This is a genomic window from Candidatus Dormiibacterota bacterium (assembly GCA_036495095.1).
Classification (GTDB): Bacteria; Chloroflexota; Dormibacteria; order Aeolococcales; family Aeolococcaceae; genus CF-96.
Map to the genome: position 1 here is coordinate 1 of DASXNK010000018.1, position 14,746 is coordinate 14,746.

A 14,746-nucleotide genomic window follows, 5' to 3' on the forward strand; every position below is an offset into this window, starting at 1 on the left:
GCGCCGGTGGGCGCGGTCAGCCGGATGAACTGGCCGTCGCCGTCGGCGTCGGTCCCGGACATGAACGCGGCGGTCCCGGCGCCGCCGCTGAACAGGCCCACCAGCGGCGGGGGCGGGGGCGCCGCCGCGCCGCGGAGCACCCCCGATGCGGTGGCGGTGCCGGCCAGAGCGAGGACGGCGGCGGCCGCGAAGGCGCGCGCCATCGGCAGACGGATGGACATGGTCTCTCCTCACCTTCGCCGGTCGCCACGGCTCGATCCGCCACGGCAGTCCCGACTCACCGCACTTAACGCTCGGGGAGCGCCGTTCCCCGCACGGCCGCCCCGTCGGCCTCGGGTACGCTCTTCTCGTGCCCAGGCTCCTGGTGGTGGACGACGACGCCAACCTGAGGGAGTCGCTCCGCTTCGCGCTCGCCTGCGAGGGATACTCGGTGAGCGTCGCCGAGGACGGCCGCGCCGCCCTCCAGGCGGTGGCGGCGACCCCCCCGGACCTGGTTGTGCTCGACCTGCAGATGCCCGAGATGGACGGGATCGAGGTGTGCCGGCGGATCCGCGAGGGCAGCAGCCTGCCGGTGATCATGCTCACCGCCCGGCAGGGAGTGGCCAGCCGCGTCCAGGGGCTCGACAGCGGCGCCGACGACTACCTGGTCAAGCCCTTCGCCCTCGAGGAGCTGCTGGCGCGGATCCGCGCGCTGCTCCGCCGCCGCGATCCCGAGGCCCGGCCCCGGCTGCATCGCTACGCCGACCTGGTGCTCGACGAGAACAGCCGGGAGGTGCGCCGCGGCGACCGGCGCATCGAGCTGCGCCCCCGCGAGTTCGACCTCCTCCAGCTGCTGCTCGCCAACGCCGGCACGGTGATGTCGCGGCACCGCCTCCTCGCCGGGGTGTGGAGCTACCCGGAGAGCAGTCGGGTGCTCGACGTCTACATCGGCTACCTTCGCACCAAGCTCGAGGCGGCCGGCGAGCCCCGCCTGCTCCAGACCGCCCGGGGGGTGGGCTACGTTCTCCGCCTCGAGGAGGAGCCCTGATGTCGCTGCGCCTGCGGGTCACCCTGCTCACCTGCGGGGTGGTGGCGCTCGTGGTCATGGTGATCGCCACGGTCTTCTTCATCACCGTCGGCGCCCGGCTGCGCAGCGACCTCGACAACCGGGTGATGCGGCGCGCCGAGCTGGTCGACAACGCCTTCAGCCGGCTGCCTCCGGCGGCGCTGCTGGCGCCGGTGCGGCGCAACACCACCGTGGGCGGTCGCCCCGACTCGGGGGCGATGTTCACCCTCGGCCACGTGGTCCAGGGGGGCGGACAGGTCGACCTGACCGACGACGCGCCTCCCGGCGTCCACGTGCCCGCCGCGGCGTGGGTCGGCGCCCCCCGGCCGACTCCCACGGTGGTCACCCTCTCGGCGAACGGCGTCGAGTACAGCGTCGCCCTGCTGCGGCTGCCCGCGCCGGCGAGCGTCGCCCCCGCCGGCCGGCCGGTGGCGATCGACGCCATCGCCGTCGGCGCCTCCCTCGAGGACGTCGAGACCACGCTGCGCTCGCTGGTGCAGGTGGTGCTCATCGCGGGCGTGGCCGGCCTGCTGGTCAGCGGCCTCGGCGCCTGGCTCGCCGCCGGCCGCGGCCTCCGGCCCATCACCGTGCTGTCCCGGGCGATGGAGACGGTCGGACGGGGGGGCGACCTGAGCCGCCGCGTCCCGGTGCGCGCCGAGCACGACGAGGTGGCGGACCTCACCACCGCGTTCAACCACTCGCTCGACCGGGTCGAGGCCGCCTACCACGAGCTGGAGCGGCTGCTCGAGCAGCAGCAGCGCTTCGTCGCCGACGCCTCCCACGAGCTGCGCACCCCGCTGACCACGATCCGCACCGACATCGAGGTGATGCGCCGTCATCCGGGCCTGCCCGCGGCCGACCGCGACCGCGTCCTCGACAACGCCCTCGCCGAGCTGCGCCGCCTCTCCCAGCTGGTCGCCGACCTGCTCACCCTCGCCTCCGCCGACGCCCGCTCCGCGATGGTCCCGTCCGCTGTGAACTGGGACGAGGTGGTGCGGAGCGCCGCCGACGAGGCCCGGCGGATCTGCGATCCCCGCCCGGTGTCGCTCTCGCTCGAGGGCACCCTCGGCGCCGGGGTGGCCGACCAGGACGCGCTCCAGCGCACCTTCGTCGCCCTGTTCGAGAACATCGCCCACCACACCCCGATCCACTCCCACGTCTGGGTCAGCGCCCGGAACGGCGCCAACGGCGCCGGCCTGCCCATCGAGGTGCGGGTGGAGGATGATGGGCCGGGGGTGAGCCGCGAGAACGCGGGCCACGTCTTCGACCGCTTCTTCCAGGCCGACCCGTCGCGCCACAGCATGGGCACCGGTCTGGGGCTGGCGATCGCTCGCAGCCTGGTCGAGGCGCACGGCGGTCACATCAGCGCCGGACGCAGCCGCCACGGCGGGCTCGAGCTGGTGCTGTCGCTGCCCCGGGCCGTCCCCGACGGTGCCGGCGAGTCCAACGGAGCCGAGCCATGACCCCTGACGAGATCCTCGCCCACCCCCCGGTGCTGCTCCCGCAGACGATGCGTGAGCGCTATTTCGAGACCGGCTACCTGCTGGTCGAGCGGGTGATCCCCGACGGCCTGATCGAGCAGCTGCGCGCCGCCACCGAGGAGATGGTCGACCGCAGCCGGGCGCTGACCCGTTCCGACGCGATCTTCGACCTCGAGCCCGGCCACACCGCCGCCAGCCCGCGGCTGCGCCGCCTGACCAGCCCGGTCGAGCACCACCCGCTGTACTGGGAGCTCGCCTCCACCGCCCCGCTCGCCGACCTGGTCGCCGACCTGGTCGGCCCCGACGTCCGCTTCCACCACTCCAAGCTCAACTTCAAGTGGGCGGCCGGGGGCGAGGAGGTGAAGTGGCATCAGGACATCTCGTACTGGCCGCACACCAACTACAGCCCGCTGACCGTCGGCGTCTACCTCCATGACTGCGGCCCCGAGCAGGGTCCGCTCGGGGTGGTCCCCGGCAGCCACCTCGGCGAGCTCTTCAGCCAGTACAACGAGCGCGGCGAGTGGGTCGGCTGCCTCGCCGCCGAGGATGTCGCCCGGGTGCCGGTCGACACCGCCGAGTACCTCACCGGCCCGGCGGGCTCGGTCACCGTCCACAACTGTCGCGCCGTCCACGGCTCGCGTCCCAACCTCTCCGACCTGGGACGGCCGCTGCTGCTCAATGTCCTCTCCTCCGCCGACGCCTTCCCCTACACCGCCAACCCGCTGCCCAGCCGGTACGCCGGGCGCATCGTCCGGGGCAGCGCGCCGCGCTGGGCGCACCACGACCCCCGGCCCTGCCTGGTGCCGCCGGACTGGTCGGGCGGCTACACGTCGCTCTTCGCCCTGCAGCAGGAGGAGAGCTGGGACGGCGAGCAGCTCGAGGGGGTCTCCCGTCAGACCCGCACCAACCGCGGGCCGAGGTCCTGACTCCAGGTCGACGGCGTGCGACAACCGCGCCGGCGTGGGGCTTGTGCGGGCGGCCCATGGTGACGGTCGGACTGACCCGCCACCCTCAGCCGCCCGGCCCTCCCACGAAGGGGATGCTCGGCCGGCAGCCGGCGCTGATCCAGAGGAAGATCCCCAGCGCTGCACCCACGGCGAGGCCAAGCCATACGTTCTTCTTGGTGAGCAGCATGCCCGCGAGCGCCCCGCCGAGGGCGAACGTGACCGCGGCGATGTTCAGGTTGAAGTTGAACGTCCGGGTCAGCGCCGGGAGGAGCGCCAGCAGCGGGTGCGCGACAGCAGCGGACATCGGTACCCCCTGGAACATGGACAGAGGACGTGGGGTCGTGCAGGATGATGGCACGCCCGACCGCGTCTGTGAACCACGCGGGGGACGGGAAGGACGTGCCGGCGCAAGAGGGACTGGCGATGAGGGCCAGAGTGGTCACCTGGGCCGACCGGGGCAGTGACGCCGCCAAGCTCGAGCCCGGCCAGGGCTTCTACGTCTCCGTCAACGACGGCGACGACCACGGGCTGCTCGTCGGACCCTTCGACCGCCTCGAGGAGGCGCTCGGGATGCTCGAGCGCGCCCAGACCGTCGCCGAGGCGGTCGACCGCCGCGCGGGCACCTTCACCTACGGGGTGTGCCGTGCCCCCACCCGCGATCCCGGCCTGCTCAACGACAGGCTCGGGGTCGAGGTGCCGCCCGCGGGGTGAGGGGCCGGGGGGAGTGGCTCCCCCTCCCCCGCGTGCCCGTTGTGGCCGTTGAGGCCGTCGCGGGAGGGCACCCGGGTGCCGCCGGGGTCCGCCTGGCACTCGGACACCTCGAGGCTGTGGTTCCAACCGGCGGCGGTGCGGTGCACCGCCACCTCGATGCGGCAGACCCGGCAGCGGGCGAAGAACCCGTACCCCGCCGAGTTGCAGCGGCGGACGAAGCCCCCGAGGGTGTGTCCCCCGGTGCGCGCCTCGACGGTCGCCTCCTCGATGCTCTCGATCGCGGTCCGCTGCGATGGCCCGCGACCGCCGTTCGGCGGCTCGGTCATGGCTTCGGGGTCGCTGTCGGTGTGGCCGCGGCCACCGGGAGCACCTTGAAGCTGGCCAGCACGGCGTCGTAGGTCTTCGCCAGCGCCTTCAGCTGAGTCTCCGGCAGCGCCTGGAAGACCAGGGTGATCAGCCGGTTCGCCTGGAAGAGAAACACGTGAATGTGCACGCCGATCTGCCCTGAGGGGTCCTTGAAGGTGTAGACGTACTGATAGCCGGGGAGCCCGGCGACGGTGATCTGCGACTCCTGCACGATGTTGATGGGCTGCCCCGAGAGCAGCGCATCGCTGATCTTCTTCATCGCCTGCAGGTCACCCGGCCCGAAGCTCGCCGGCAGCGGCGAGATGACCCGCACCTGCACGAAGTCGTGGTCGTCGGGACCCACCAGGTAGTTCACCTTGGGGTCCGCCGGCTGGTACGCGTGCCAGGTGCTGGGATAGTCGATCTGAAATCCCGCGTCGTGGTCGATGTGACGGGTCAGCCCCGCCGCCGTTGCCGACGCCGAGGAGCTGCTCGTGGCCGGGGTCCCCGACCCTCCGCACCCTGCGAGCAGGATGCAGAGGGCGAGGCCCCCGGCCGCGGCGATCCGCACGAGCGTATCAGCCCTCCGCGTGGCTAGCAGCTGCTGCCAGGCAGGATGGTGACCGCCTTGCACAGGTTGTTGGTCTTCGTCGAGATGCTGTGGAGATGGTCGTTGATGGGCACCGCCGCGGTGCCGATGTTGGCCGCATCCCCATGGATGCCGCCCGCGGCGGTGATCAGGTCGATCACCTTGGTGATCACCTGCGCGAGCCCGGCATCGTCGGCGATCAGGGCGACGGCGACGCGGTGGGCGTACTGGTCGGCGAGGGTCAGGTTGCCCTCGATGTGGCCGAGCAGCTGGTTGGTGCTGCTCAGGTTGCTGTCGGCGACGCCGAGGCCGTTCTGGGTGGTGCCCAGGCCGCTGTTGATCTGGTCGAGCTGGCCCTTGACCGGCTTGACGTCGTTGTCGATGGCCGTCAGCGAGTTGGTGATCGAGTCGACCAGGCCGGGGAGGGTCTTGGCGCTGGCGTCGATCCCGCCGGCCGAGCTGGCCGTGCTCCCCAGGTTGTCGTTGATGCGCACCAGGGTGTTTCCGATGATCACCAGGAACAGGATCAGGGCGCCCAGGAACGCGATCCCCTCGAAGACCGCGAAGCCGTGGACCAGCTTGCGCTCACCGGGCTTCACTTGCAGGCCCCTCCCGTGCCGAGCTTGCAGTCGATCGAGCCGGCGTGGCCGTTGATGGACGGAAGCTCTCCGGTCACCAGCAGCGACGCGGTGTCGCCCTTGACACCGGCCAGCACCGCGAGGATCGAGTTCGCCAGCCCGACCGTGGTCGGGATCCGGGACTCGATGGACTCGGCGGGAAGCGCGATGTTCAGGACGTGCGGGGCGATCGAGGCCACGGTGGCGTCGATGCCCGAGGCGTGGGAGCGGATGCTCCCGGTGTTGCTGTCGATCTGGCCCACCGTCGACTGGATGTCGCCGACGCTGGAGAGGATCTTGGAGGCCTGCCCGCTGAGCGGATCGGCCGCCGACTTGATCCCCGCCGCCGACTTGTCGACGCTGGTGAGCACCCCGATGGTGTCGGTGTGCAGCTTGATGTCACCCACCGACTGGGTGATCGGGGTCACGTTGGCGTCGATCCGGTTGGCCAGGACCAGGGTCTCGATGAGCATCCCCGCCGCGGTGGCGGTGACCGCCAGCCCGGTGGCCAGCGGCATCACCCAGTAGGCCAGGATCAGCGGACGCGCGCGGAGCGTCTGGGGGTCGTTGGTCGCGTATCTCGATGCCATATCAGGGGCACGCCGTCTTCGAGCTGGTCAGCGGCGCGTTCGAGGTCTTCTTGCACGCGCTGGACAGATGCCCGTTGGTGCTGATCAGCAGACCCGAGATCGTCGCCAGGTCGTTCTCCACCGGCTGGAGGATGCCCAGCGCCTGGGCGGCCTCGCTCTGGATGGTGCCGACGTTGGGATTGGCGTGGATGAGCGACCGGTCGGTGCTCGCCAGGTTCTTGTCGGCGGGGACCAGGCTGCCCTCGGCGGTCGAGGCCTTGCCGTTGACACTCTTCACGGTGCCGTCGGCGTTGGTGAGGGTCTGCTGGACGTTGGCCAGGATCCCGTTCAGGGTGTCGGCCTGGGAGTGGAGCGGAGCCAGGCTCTGCTCGATGGAGGTCAGCGACTCGTTGACCTTGGTGACCTGGAAGGTGAGCGGGTCGGCGTGACCCTTCACCGACTGGAGGGCGGTGTCGATCGACGCCAGCCGGTCGTTCGCCTCCAGCAGGGCGCTGCCGGTGAGACCGACGCAGATGAGCACCGCGGCGGTCAGCACCGCGTATGCCGCGAGCGAGAGTGTGGTGAGTGCGCCTCGTGTCATCGGATCAGTTCTGGTTGCACTTGCCGGGGCTGCTGCCCGGAGCGCCGATCAGCGTGGCGACGCCGTTCAGGTTGCAGTCGATCGCGTTGGCGTTGGCGTTGATCTGGGTGCCGGTGCCACGGATCGCGCCGGTGTCGGCCTTGATCGAGTTGGCCGTGGTCAGCACCTGGGCCAGCTTGGTGTCGATGTCGCTCACCTTCGAATCGATGGAGGTCGCGGAGCCGACGATGGAGGCGGCGCTGCGATCGATCGAGGACGCGGTGTTGGCGATCTGGCCGGCGACACTGTCGATCGAGCCGGCGGTGCCGTTGATCGAGCTGGCCAGGCCGGAGATGCCCTGGGCGGTGCCCAGGGTCTGGTTCAGCTGCCCGCTGAGCGGCTGGACATCCGAGAGGATCGAGCTCGCCACCTGGTTGGTCTTGGTGAGCTGCAGGACCGCGGCCGTGCTCTCGTTGATGGTCCCGCCGAGCTGCTTGATGTCCGCAGCCTTGTCATTGATGGAGTTGGCCGCGATCAGCACGCGCGCCAGCAGGAAGACCACGGCCACCACGCAGACGATCACACCGAGAAGGCCGAAAAGCCACACGGTGTACGTCTTCGCCGAGAGTGAGTAGGGCCGGTACTGCATCGGTTCTCCTCGCCTGATTGGGTTGTGGGAACGTCGGGCCTCAGCCCATGGTGCCGTCGGCGTAACCGTCGAAGACGGCCTTGCCGGTGGCGAGGTGCGCCAGGATGGCGCGCATCTCCTTGGCCAGCGCCGCCAGGCCGTCGTTGATGGCCAGCAGCGTCGGGGGAACCGGGTCGGTGTTGCTCGCCACCTTGCCGAGGCTCTCCCCGATCGACGCGAGGTGGCTTGCGGGGCCGCCTCCCACCCTGGCGAGAACCGCGTTCACGATGGTCAGCGAGACCACCAGCGCGAGGGCGATGACCCCGAACAGGATCCCGGTGAGATAGCCGAGGGTGGAGGCGTCGAGAGCCGCGAGCATCAGCGTCGCGCCCCCTGGGTCTGGCCGAGGTGCCGGGTCAGCACCTTCTCCAGGACCACGCCGTGCGCCTCGACGGTGCGCGCGACCTCGAGCAGCTCGCCGGCGACCCGGAGGGTCTCGGCCAGCTGCGCGGCGGGCTCGCTGTTGGCCCGGATCTGGGCCGCGGCCGCGGCCGCGGCCGCCGCGTGCCTGTTGATCTTCAGGGCCACCGCGATCAGCCGCGCCAGCAGGACCAGCAGCACCGGCACGATCAGCACCGTCACCACCAGCAGGAAGATCGCCCAGGCGTTCAGGAACGCGTCACTGGGGACGAAGGCCAGCAATCCCATGTCCTCTACTCCTGCGCCTGCACGAACGTGATCAGATGACCGTCGATCGACTGGAGGCCGGCACCGATGGTGCGCAGCTCCTTGTTGACCTCGGGAATCGCGTTGAGGATCGCCGTCTCGGCCACGATCGCCTTGAGTGCGCCGACGATCTTCTCGAGGTCACTCCCCTGGCGGGCGCCGAAGCCGCGCAGCACCCGGGTGATCGCGATCACGTAGCCCGCGACCACCAGCAGCAGTGCGAGCGCCGCCACCATGGTCAGGCCCAGCATCAGCTCCGGCACAACCCAAGCCCTCCTGTCCGCCTCGTCCTGATCCGAACCCCGGTGCTCACCTGCTCCAGGTGCCCAGGCTCGGGGTGACCTTGTCCCGCGGGCTGACGCACGTGGGGCAGTGCTTGCAGACCTTGCCGTGACCGGCGATCGCCGCGCACACCTCGTTGATGTGCAGCGCGGTCGTCCGGATCGGCACCACCGCGCCGTACACGCTCACCAGCAGCCGCAGCCGGGTGGTGTTGTCGAGGATCTTGGCGCCGGCGCCGAGGATCGTCGAGACGTTCCCGCCGATGTTCCTGGCGATGACCAGGATGTTGGTGAGCAGCCCTGCGGCCACGATCACCACCACGAAGGCGACCGCCACGGCGATCCACCAGAGGGTGTACACCTCGACATCGCTGACCGCGAGCATCGTCACCTCCCTCCTCCCGGGCCCGCGGCCGCGGTCGCCAGGATGGCGGCCCCGCCTGCCTCGATGCCCCGGACCGTGTTGAGAAGATCCACACCCACCGCCACCGTGGTCTCCACGGCTGCCAGCGGGGTGGTGTTCTCGAGGATCCGTAGCGCCGTCACGATCACCGTGTCGGCGTATTCGTCGATGGTCAACGCGCTCTTGGTGATGCCCCAGATCAGCCAGACCACGACGATGACCGCCATGGCCGATCCGAGCACACATGCCACCCACACGCTGAACACCGTGGTGTCACTGAACTCTGCGAGCACCCGTCACCTCCTCCACTTCCCTGGATCGGCCGGACGTTACCAATCGGGTTGGTAGGTGCCAATAGGAGCTAGCCAGGTATACCCATAACGCCTCTAGTGGCATGCCACGGACGGCCGGGGGTGGCGGGGGTCGCCGTCCCGGAGGCGCTCGCGAGACCTCCCCCGTCGGGGGGAGGGCGATCGGGGGAGGCATAGGGTAATCCCCGCGCCGCGGGATCGCCACCCCCTTTTCACACTGTGGTTTACGAGAGGTTGATGGCCGGGTACCACACTGTCGTCATGAGCGAGCTCCACACGCCCGTCCCCCCGGCCGCGCCCGCCCCCGCGGGGTGGCTGCCCCCTCCCCCGTCGGGCTGGTCCGCGGCGCCGCCGGCCGAGACCCCGCGCCCGGCATCCCGCCGCGGCGGCCTCCTCGGGGGACTGCTGGCGCTGCTCCTCGGCGCCGGCAAGTACGGCCTGGTCCTGCTCAAGGTCGGCAAGCTGGGGCCGACGCTGATCTCGATGGTGATCAGCCTGGGGCTGCTGACCCTCACCTTCGGGCCCGCCTTCGGCGCCGGGGTGCTGGCGCTGATCGCGGTCCACGAGTTCGGCCACCTGCTCTTCGCCCGCCACGAGGGCGTGCCCGTGGGCATGCCGATCTTCCTCGGGCCCCTCTGCGCGGTCATCGGCATGCGCCGGCCGCCGGCGAACGCGCGCCAGGAGGCGGTCATCGCCATCGGCGGCCCGGTGGTCGGCACCGCCGGCGCCCTGGTGGTGCTGCTCTGGGGGCTCAGCCTCCCCACCGGCTACCTCCACGGCCTGCTGGTCAGCGTCGCCTACTTCGGCTTCTTCCTCAACCTCTTCAACCTGGTGCCGATGACCCCCCTCGACGGCGGCCGGGTGGCGGGCGCGCTGAGCCGCTGGGCCAACGTGTTCGGCCTCGCCGTGGTCGCCCTCTACGTCGCCGTCTCGCTCGCCGCCGGGTCGCTCAACCCCTTCCTCGTCCTCATCCTCCTGCTCGGCGGCCTGAGCACGATGCAGCGCTTCCGCCAGGCGCGCACCAACCCGGAGTACGCGGTGATGCCGCCGGCCACCCGGCTCTGGATCGGCGCCGCCTACCTCGGGATGCTGCTGGTCACAGCGGTCGGCATGAGCGTCAGCCACGGCCTGCTGCCGGTGAACACGGGGATCTAGGGAGCCCCCCCGGCCCTCTCCCGGAGCCGGGCCGACACGGCGGGGTCGAGCGCGGCGCCGATCGCCGTCCAGGCCATCGCCACCGCGCCGTCGACCACCGCCCGGTCGGCGGCGGCGCGCACGCAGTGGGCGGCGAACTCGGGCTGGTGGTTCGAGGAGGGCAGGGCGTCGATGTCCATCATCGGGTGGATCGAGGGGATCGCCAGGGAGACGTTGGCCATGTCGGTCGAGCCCACCATCCGGTCGGCCGCCCCCCCGGGCTCGGCGAAGCGGCGGCCGAGCTCCTCGGCGCTGCGCCGGTAGAGGCCGGCGAGGTCGGGGTCGAGGCGGAACTCGGAGTAGGGCCGCGGGTCGCCGTGGAAGGTGAGCTCGCAGCCGGTGGCGAGCGCACCCGCCTCGAAGCAGGCGCGCACCCGGGGCTCGAGGTCGGCGAGCTCGGCGAGGGTGGCCGAGCGCGCGTACCACCTCCCCTTCGTATGCGCCGGGACCACGTTGGGGGCGCCCCCGCCGAGGGTGACGATGCCGTGGACCCGGTCGGTGGGGCGCAGGTGCTGGCGGAGCAGGCCGATCGCCACCTGGGCGACGGTCATCGCGTCGGCGGCGTTGATCCCGTCCTCGGGGTGGGCCGAGGCGTGGGCCGCCCTGCCCGTGTACTCGATCCCGAGGTGGGAGACGGCCAGGCAGGGCATCGAATCGCGCTCGTAGGGGAAGGGGTGGATCATCAGGGCGGCGTGGACGCCGTCGAAGACCCCGCGCTCGAGCAGGAGGATCTTGCCGCCGCCGTCCTCCTCGGCGGGAGTGCCGATCACCCGCACCCGCACCCCGATGTCGCCGGCGACCCGGGCCAGCGCCACCCCGGCACCGACCGCGGCGGCGGCGATGATGTTGTGGCCGCAGGCGTGGCCGACCTCGGGGAGGGCGTCGTACTCGGCGCAGACGGCGATGGTCAGGGGGCCGTCCCCGGCCTCGGCGACCAGGGCGGTGGGCAGGTCGCCGGCCCCGATCCGCACGTCGAGGCCGGCGGCGTCGAGCTCCGCGGCCACCCACTCGCAGGCCCGCACCTCCTCGAAGGCCAGCTCGGGGTGGGCGTGGATGCGATGGCTCAGCGCCAGCAGCCGGTCGCGGCTCTCCTCGACGGCGGTTCGCGCCGCCTCTCGCGCATCCATGGGCCACCACCTCTGAGAACGCGAACGGCGGCGGCGGGAGACCCGCCGCCGCCGATGATGCTGCGGTCGGAGTCGTCAGGTCCGCAACAGGCGGGCGCGGCGCAGCCGGGTGTGGACGACGACGACCACGGAGACGTCGAAGGTGAACTCGACGAGGGCGACCGCGATCACCGCCCAGGCGAGCGTCCAGGCCACCACCGGCGCCCCGACGATGGCGCAGAGCGAGGCGAGCACCAGCACGAGGCCGGTGGCCGCCTCCCCGAGGCGGTGCGGCGCCGGGTCCTCGGCGGTGAGCCAGGGACCCGCCAGCCGGGTTGCGGGAAGCACCTGGGCGCTGATCCGGCGTGGCACCGAGAGCGCCGGGTGTGCGGTGGCGGCGAGCAGGGCGACCGCCACCAGGGGCAGCACCAGCTCGAACGCCGGCGAGGAGAGGGAGAGCGCCCAGCCGCCGGCCAGCAGCGCCATCACCAGCACCCGCTGGATCCGCGCCGCGGTGCGGTCGACGGGGGTCACTCCCGCGACCCCGGTCCGGGCCCTCGCCAGCGCCCGGGTCAGCGGGCCGGGCCGTCCCGGGGCCGCTTGACCGACGTAGCGGGGCGCCGCCGGCAACGCCGTGGCCCACGACCAGCTCGGCCGCTCCACCGACACCGGCGGGGGCGGTTCGGCGGCGGCCGCCGGCGATGGTGCGGCGGGCGCGGGAGCCGGATCGGCGGGCGCGGGAGCCGGGTCGGCGGGCGCGGGAGCCGGATCGGCGGCGGGGGCGGCGGCGCCCCAGGACCACGCGGGCGGGCGGGAGGGCGCCTCCTCCGTCACCCGGACGGCGGGCGGCGGGTCGGGCGGCGCGGCCGCGGGCGCCGGGGCCGGGGCCGGTTCGGGCGGAGACGCGGCCGCCGGGGGCGGCGCGGCGGTCGAGCCGTCGCCCCACGCCCACGAGGGCCGCGCCGCCATCTGCAGCCCCCCCTGCTGCGGATCCTCCTCGTGCCTCTGGACACCCATGGTCGACCCCCTCCCGCGGCCCGGTGACATCTGCGCTGATGGGAGCGTGGCCCGCCGGGCAGGCGCCGTCAAGACCCGGCGCTCACCGGCCCTCGTGGCGCATCGCCCACGCCATGTGCGCGCTGTTCCAGGCCGCCGCCGGCGTCCCCTCCCGTCCGATCACGATGAGCCCCCCGCGCCCGCCGACCCGGCGGGCGAGGTGGGCGATGCCCTCCTCGGCGACCGCCGCCGCCACGCCCCCGGCGAGGCGCTCGACGGTCCGGTGGCAGAGGACGGTGCGGATGAAGCCCTCCCCCGCCCCGGTGGCGCAGGCGGCCCCGGCCTCGTCGTCGGCGTAGAACCCGGCGCCCGGCAGCGGCGAGTCGCCGAGGCGCCCGGGACGCTTGCCCGAGATGCCGCCCGTGGAGACGGCGACGGCGACGTGACCGCCGTCGTCCCGGGCGACCGCGCCGACGGTGTCCGCCGGCGGGGTGGCGCCCCGGCGGGCGGCGACGAACACCGCCGGGTCGCAGCGCTCGATCCCGCGCTCGGCGGCGAACCGGGTGGCGCCCTCGCCGACGAGCAGGACGTGGCGGCCGTCCTCCATCACCGCGCGGGCGAGGTCGACGGGGTGGCGGACGTCGCGCACCGCCCCCACCGCGCCGGCGCGGAGGCCGTCGCCGAGCATCACCCCGGCGTCGAGCTCCGCCTCGCCGTCGGCGTTGAGGCAGGCGCCCAGGCCGGCGTTGAGCGCCGGGGCGTCCTCCATCAGCCGGACGGCCGCGATCACCGCCGCCAGCGCGCCGCCGCCGATCGCCCCCCAGCCGGCCTCGAGCGCCGCCTCGACCGCCGCCTGGCTGGCCGCACGCTGGGCCGCGGGACGGTCGCCGGCGCCGCCGTGGACGATGAGCGCGGCCTGCGCCACCGCTCAGCGGCGGCGGGACTCGCCGGCGCGGGCGGAGGGCGCCGCGTCGCGGAGGACGCAGGCGAAGAGGCCGGTGATCGAGTCCGGGTCGGGGAAGCCGGCGAGGTCGGCGACCATCACGAGGTGGCCGCCCCCGGCCGCCTCGCGGCGACGGCGGAAGAGGGTCAGCGCCTCGTCGTCCGCCGGCTTCTCGGTGAGCCCGAAGACCGCACCGTCGCAGATCAGGGTGAGGATCTCCTTCTGCTCGCGGCGGGCCAGACCGACGCCCACCACCTTCGCCTCCGCCAGCCGCTTCGCGATCGGCCCCGCCGAGGCCGCGGCGACGCCGAGGATCACCGCCGGCAGCCCGGCCTCGCCGCCCATGCTCTCCGGCGAGGCCCCGTGCCACACCGCGGTGGCGCTGAGGGCGTCGACCGCGCTCGCCGGCACCGAGCCGAACCCGATCACGGCACCGTCGGGAAGCAGGTCGGCGACCATCTCGCCGGCGACGACCCGGAGTTCGGAGGGCGCCGGCTCGGCCGCCGCCGCCGCGCCCACCGCGTAGCGGCCGCGCCGGCCGTCGGGCAGGGTGGTCTCGCCCCGGGTGGGCTCGCCGGTCGCGGCGTCCGCCTCGAGGTGGGCGCGGACCGCGGCGAGCGCCAGCGCCAGCACCCGGCTGCGGCCACGGTCGATCTCGCCGGGCTGGTCGCCGTCGAAGGTGAGCATGCAGGGGAGCAGCTTCTCCTTCTCGGGCCACCCGTGGCGGCGGGCGCGGTCGACGTCGGGCGGGATGGCCTCGGCGTCGAGGAGCAGCGCGCAGCTGCCCGCGGGCGGGCCCTCGGCGCCGCCCAGCTGGGCCGGGCCCGCCGCCTGCGGGGTGAGCAGCAGGCCGGGACGGGTGTCGCCGCTGCCGAGCACGGTGGCCAGCCAGTTCGCCTTCTCCGAGCCGACCTTCAGCTCGAGGCCGAGGGGCGCGTCCTCGGCCTGCCGCTCCCAGGGACGGGCGGCGGCGAAGGCGAGCGCCTCGGTGTAGAGGAGGTGGCGGTCGTCGGCAGCGGGGGGCAGGGCGACCGGAGCCCGGCCACCGAGGTGGGCGACGTGGGCGTCGAAGACATCCTCGGCCTCGTCGTCGAGGGGCTGCTCGACGACCTCGACCTTGTCGGTGAGCTCGAAGAGGCCGAGCTGGCGGCGGACCCGGTCGGCGAGCGCGGGCGCGCACAGCAGCCGCGCGGGCAGCTCCTGGACGGGCATGTCCGGCCGCCCCGAGGCGAGCTGGAGCGTCTGCACCAGGGATCGGTCCTCGTCCTCGGCCA

At 73.1% G+C, this 14,746-nt stretch carries 22 protein-coding genes; 5 read left to right on the plus strand and 17 right to left on the minus strand.

Annotation, left to right across the window (positions count from 1 at the left end):
* A partial coding sequence (locus VGL20_01480; GenBank protein HEY2702337.1) for a hypothetical protein occupies window positions 1-221 on the minus strand: 221 nt, incomplete at its 3' end.
* Between the two features lie 128 nt (window positions 222-349).
* On the opposite strand from VGL20_01480, the gene VGL20_01485 reads away from it, so the two are divergent.
* From VGL20_01485 to VGL20_01495, 3 genes are read left to right on the plus strand one after another with little or no spacing between them, the layout of a single operon-like run.
* Window positions 350-1,027 (plus strand): response regulator transcription factor, encoded by a 678-nt coding sequence (locus VGL20_01485; protein ID HEY2702338.1) that lies wholly within the window; start codon window positions 350-352, stop codon window positions 1,025-1,027.
* Window positions 1,027-2,508, plus strand: coding sequence for a HAMP domain-containing sensor histidine kinase (locus VGL20_01490; GenBank protein HEY2702339.1), 1,482 nt, complete (start codon window positions 1,027-1,029; stop codon window positions 2,506-2,508). The genes VGL20_01485 and VGL20_01490 overlap by 1 nt, the downstream gene beginning before the upstream one ends.
* A complete protein-coding gene (locus VGL20_01495) occupies window positions 2,505-3,452 on the plus strand; it encodes a phytanoyl-CoA dioxygenase family protein (protein HEY2702340.1) in 948 nt (315 codons plus the stop codon). The genes VGL20_01490 and VGL20_01495 overlap by 4 nt, the downstream gene beginning before the upstream one ends.
* Window positions 3,453-3,537: 85 nt before the next feature.
* Here the strand turns inward: VGL20_01495 and VGL20_01500 are convergent, their stop codons facing one another.
* Window positions 3,538-3,777: a hypothetical protein gene (locus VGL20_01500; GenBank protein ID HEY2702341.1), complete on the minus strand. Its 240-nt coding sequence runs from the start codon at window positions 3,775-3,777 to the stop codon at window positions 3,538-3,540.
* A 119-nt stretch (window positions 3,778-3,896) separates the two neighbouring features.
* Here VGL20_01500 and VGL20_01505 point away from each other — a divergent pair, with 119 nt between their 5' ends.
* On the plus strand, window positions 3,897-4,184 hold the full coding sequence (locus VGL20_01505; protein HEY2702342.1) for a hypothetical protein: 288 nt from the start codon (window positions 3,897-3,899) through the stop codon (window positions 4,182-4,184).
* Here VGL20_01505 and VGL20_01510 read toward each other — a convergent pair.
* The 11 genes from VGL20_01510 to VGL20_01560 are packed head-to-tail and all read right to left on the minus strand — an operon-like array spanning window position 4,103 to window position 9,149.
* A complete protein-coding gene (locus VGL20_01510) occupies window positions 4,103-4,510 on the minus strand; it encodes a hypothetical protein (protein ID HEY2702343.1) in 408 nt (135 codons plus the stop codon). The genes VGL20_01505 and VGL20_01510 overlap by 82 nt on opposite strands.
* A complete protein-coding gene (locus VGL20_01515) occupies window positions 4,507-5,100 on the minus strand; it encodes a hypothetical protein (protein HEY2702344.1) in 594 nt (197 codons plus the stop codon). The genes VGL20_01510 and VGL20_01515 overlap by 4 nt, the downstream gene beginning before the upstream one ends.
* 23 nt (window positions 5,101-5,123) lie before the next feature.
* Window positions 5,124-5,717, minus strand: a complete 594-nt coding sequence (locus VGL20_01520) for a hypothetical protein (GenBank protein HEY2702345.1) — start codon at window positions 5,715-5,717, stop codon at window positions 5,124-5,126.
* Window positions 5,714-6,325: a hypothetical protein gene (locus tag VGL20_01525; protein ID HEY2702346.1), complete on the minus strand. Its 612-nt coding sequence runs from the start codon at window positions 6,323-6,325 to the stop codon at window positions 5,714-5,716. The genes VGL20_01520 and VGL20_01525 overlap by 4 nt, the downstream gene beginning before the upstream one ends.
* Before the next feature lies 1 nt (window position 6,326).
* Entirely contained in the window at window positions 6,327-6,905 is a 579-nt protein-coding gene (locus VGL20_01530) for a hypothetical protein (GenBank protein HEY2702347.1), read from the minus strand.
* A 4-nt stretch (window positions 6,906-6,909) separates the two neighbouring features.
* The gene (locus tag VGL20_01535) at window positions 6,910-7,533 is read right to left on the minus strand and encodes a hypothetical protein (protein HEY2702348.1); all 624 of its coding nucleotides are present in this window, start codon (window positions 7,531-7,533) and stop codon (window positions 6,910-6,912) included.
* A 40-nt stretch (window positions 7,534-7,573) separates the two neighbouring features.
* Window positions 7,574-7,891: a hypothetical protein gene (locus VGL20_01540; protein HEY2702349.1), complete on the minus strand. Its 318-nt coding sequence runs from the start codon at window positions 7,889-7,891 to the stop codon at window positions 7,574-7,576.
* The gene (locus tag VGL20_01545; protein HEY2702350.1) at window positions 7,891-8,220 is read right to left on the minus strand and encodes a hypothetical protein; all 330 of its coding nucleotides are present in this window, start codon (window positions 8,218-8,220) and stop codon (window positions 7,891-7,893) included. The genes VGL20_01540 and VGL20_01545 overlap by 1 nt, the downstream gene beginning before the upstream one ends.
* Before the next feature lie 5 nt (window positions 8,221-8,225).
* Window positions 8,226-8,501, minus strand: a complete 276-nt coding sequence (locus VGL20_01550) for a hypothetical protein (protein HEY2702351.1) — start codon at window positions 8,499-8,501, stop codon at window positions 8,226-8,228.
* A 46-nt stretch (window positions 8,502-8,547) separates the two neighbouring features.
* Window positions 8,548-8,904: a hypothetical protein gene (locus tag VGL20_01555; protein HEY2702352.1), complete on the minus strand. Its 357-nt coding sequence runs from the start codon at window positions 8,902-8,904 to the stop codon at window positions 8,548-8,550.
* Window positions 8,905-8,906: 2 nt separating this feature from the next.
* Window positions 8,907-9,149, minus strand: coding sequence for a hypothetical protein (locus VGL20_01560; protein ID HEY2702353.1), 243 nt, complete (start codon window positions 9,147-9,149; stop codon window positions 8,907-8,909).
* 345 nt (window positions 9,150-9,494) lie between these two features.
* On the opposite strand from VGL20_01560, the gene VGL20_01565 reads away from it, so the two are divergent.
* The gene (locus VGL20_01565; GenBank protein ID HEY2702354.1) at window positions 9,495-10,388 is read left to right on the plus strand and encodes a site-2 protease family protein; all 894 of its coding nucleotides are present in this window, start codon (window positions 9,495-9,497) and stop codon (window positions 10,386-10,388) included.
* Here the strand turns inward: VGL20_01565 and VGL20_01570 are convergent.
* The 4 genes from VGL20_01570 to VGL20_01585 all read right to left on the minus strand — a co-directional run.
* Window positions 10,385-11,554 (minus strand): M20 family metallopeptidase, encoded by a 1,170-nt coding sequence (locus VGL20_01570; protein HEY2702355.1) that lies wholly within the window; start codon window positions 11,552-11,554, stop codon window positions 10,385-10,387. The genes VGL20_01565 and VGL20_01570 overlap by 4 nt on opposite strands.
* Window positions 11,555-11,629: 75 nt before the next feature.
* Entirely contained in the window at window positions 11,630-12,550 is a 921-nt protein-coding gene (locus VGL20_01575; GenBank protein HEY2702356.1) for a DUF4395 family protein, read from the minus strand.
* A gap of 82 nt (window positions 12,551-12,632) precedes the next feature.
* Window positions 12,633-13,454: an isoaspartyl peptidase/L-asparaginase gene (locus tag VGL20_01580; GenBank protein HEY2702357.1), complete on the minus strand. Its 822-nt coding sequence runs from the start codon at window positions 13,452-13,454 to the stop codon at window positions 12,633-12,635.
* Between the two features lie 3 nt (window positions 13,455-13,457).
* A partial coding sequence (locus VGL20_01585) for a hypothetical protein (GenBank protein HEY2702358.1) occupies window positions 13,458-14,746 on the minus strand: 1,289 nt, incomplete at its 5' end.